Origin of the sequence: Thauera sp., assembly GCF_035444905.1 — a bacterium.
Taxonomy (GTDB): domain Bacteria; phylum Pseudomonadota; class Gammaproteobacteria; order Burkholderiales; family Rhodocyclaceae; genus Thauera.
In genome coordinates this window covers 1-1663 of the sequence record NZ_DAOMPS010000140.1, presented here as the reverse complement: position 1 = coordinate 1663, position 1663 = coordinate 1, and the positions used below count along the sequence as shown (strand labels likewise).

2 protein-coding genes are annotated in these 1663 nt (G+C 65.6%); both read left to right on the top strand.

Features of this window, described 5'->3' with window-relative positions:
• The coding region (locus PLC66_RS22640; RefSeq protein WP_324544432.1) for a tyrosine-type recombinase/integrase at positions 1-475 on the top strand (475 nt) is incomplete at its 5' end.
• Positions 468-1481: a tyrosine-type recombinase/integrase gene (locus PLC66_RS22635; protein ID WP_324544431.1), complete on the top strand. Its 1014-nt coding sequence runs from the start codon at positions 468-470 to the stop codon at positions 1479-1481. The genes PLC66_RS22640 and PLC66_RS22635, both read left to right, overlap by 8 nt.
• Positions 1482-1663 lie beyond the last annotated feature (182 nt).

The following is a 1663-nucleotide window of genomic DNA, read 5'->3' as shown; positions in this document are numbered from 1 at the left end:
CGTCCGCTGCAGCAAGTTCGGCAAGTCGCGCCTGGTGCCGCTGCACCCGAGTGCCTTGACCGCCCTGCGCACCTACCGCCTTGAGCGCATGAAGTACGTGCCTGCCGATCCTGAGGGGCCGTTCTTCATCGCCACCCGTGGCCGCCGGCTCGGTCACGCGCTCAGTGATCGGCAGGTCCACCGCATCTTCGATCAACTGCGCCGGGAACTGGGCTGGGTCGCTCGCGGCGGCCACGGTGCAGCCCGCATCCACGACCTGAGGCACAGCTTTGCGGTGCGTCGCCTGTTGCGCTGGCATGAGCAGGGCGAGAACGTGCACGAGCACATGCTTGCGCTGTCGACCTACATGGGCCACGCCAAGGTCTCGAACACGTACTGGTACCTCACGGGCACGCCCGAACTCCTGCAAGTGGTGGGCAAGCGTTTCGAGCACTTCGTCGATCCATACGAAGCCGAGGAGGACGACGATGGTTAAGCCCGAATCAGTCCAGGCGCCCAGCTTCGCGGCCCTGGTGCAGGCGTTCTTCGCCGAGCACCTGCAGCAGCAGCGCGCGATGAGTCCGCGCACCGTTGCCGCGTATCGCGACGCCTTCTTGCTGTTCCTGGACTTCGCACAGGCGCGGCTATGCAAGCAACCCACGGCGATCCGGCTCGAGGAGATCACGCCGGCGCTGATCGTGGCCTTCCTTGATCACCTGGAGCGCGAGCGGGGCAATACGGTGAGAAGCCGCAACGCTCGACTTGCGGCGTTGCGGGCGTTCCTGAAATTTGCCGGTCGGCGCGACGTGAGCGCGCTGCATGCCGTCGAGCAGTCGCTGGGCGTGCCGATGAAGCGCTTCGAGCGGCCGATGCTGGGCTTCCTGTCGCGTGAGGAAATGCTGGCGATCATCAGCGAGCCGGACGACTCCTGGACGAGCCAGCGCGACCATCTGCTGCTCAGGATGCTCTACAACACCGGCGCCCGGGTCTCCGAGATCATCGGCGTGACGTTGGCCGACGTGGTGCTCGATGGTGCCGCCTGTGTGCACCTGCACGGCAAGGGGCGCAAGCAACGCACGGTGCCACTGTGGCGCTCGACCGTGAGGCAGATCAGGGCGTGGCTGCGGTTCAATCCGCAGTTGCAACCCACATCGCCACTGTTGCCCAACCGCGATGGCCAGGCGATGACGCGCGGGAACGTCGCTCAGCGCCTCGCCCTCGCCGTCAAGGCCGCGACCGCAGCGCAGCCGCAGCTTGCGACGCGCCGCATCTCCCCGCACATCATCCGCCACACGACGGCCATGCACCTCCTGCAGGCCGGCGTGGACATCAGCGTCATCGCGCTGTGGCTGGGACACGAGAGCCCGACGACAACTCACCAATACGTCGAGGCTGACCTGGCGATGAAGGAGCAGGCACTGGGGAGACTGCAGGAACCAGACGCCGCGATCCGGCGCTACAAGGCGCCTGACTCGCTGATCGAGTTCCTCAAGACCCTGTAGTTATGTGCAGGCCGCAGGCATCGCGCACCAACGCTGCGCTCGTGCGATGACGCGGCCCGCACCGCAACTGTTCATAACTGGGAGCTGCGCATAATGGCCGTTATGGATAGCTGTTCATAATGGCCAGCGGACTAAACCGCTCGCGCGGTAGGGATGTGCTGAGCCGCTCGCGAAGAAGATCG